General features: G+C 43.0%; 1 protein-coding gene. It reads left to right on the forward strand.

The annotated features are described in order from the left end of the window. Positions 1 to 52: 52 nt before the first annotated feature. On the forward strand, positions 53 to 709 hold a 657-nt coding region (locus tag H6A32_RS15840; protein ID WP_204864826.1), incomplete at its 3' end, for an Rpn family recombination-promoting nuclease/putative transposase.

Below are 709 nucleotides of genomic sequence, written 5' to 3' on the forward strand. Positions count from 1 at the left end.
TCCAATGAAGAAAATGTGCTACACTTACAGCAGACAGAAATATCCTTTTCCAGTGGATGAGAAGCCGGGAAAGGATCGAATTATGAGAAACAACAAAAGAAAAAGAAAGACACAGAATAAGAGAAGACAAACTGCCCGAAACGAAGATTTTATCATGAAACCTTCCGTGGACTGGTGCTTCAAAGAACTGATGAGAAATCCTAAGACAAGAAAGGGATTTATTGCAGTGCTTTTGCAGGTTAAGCCGGAAGAAATTGATGAAACGATCCTGTTGGAAAATGAGCTTCCCAAAGAAGCAGAAGAGGAAAAGCAGGGAATTCTGGATGTGCATGTATGCCTGGCTGATGGAATGCAGATAGATATCGAAATGCAGGTGTTTTATGTGGAATACTGGGACGAACGTCTGCTATTTTACCTGAGCAAAATGTATGCAGGACAGATCAAAGCAGGGGAAAGCTATAGCATTCTGAAGAAGTGTATTCAGGTCAGCGTACTGAACTTTGAACGGTTTCCAGATGATGATTTTTGTTACCGGACGGTCCATTTCTGGGATGAAATGGCCGGGAAGAAGTATACAGATAAGCTGGAGATTCAGATCCTGGAGCTTCCGAAACTTCAGAAAAAGGCCAGCGGACCGGAAGATGTGATGGAGTGGATGCGTTTCTTTCGAGGGCAGAATAAAGAGGAGCTGAAAGAAGTGGCAAAGGGA

This window comes from Drancourtella massiliensis, assembly GCF_016900655.1.
Lineage (GTDB): Bacteria > Bacillota > Clostridia > Lachnospirales > Lachnospiraceae > Sellimonas > Sellimonas catena.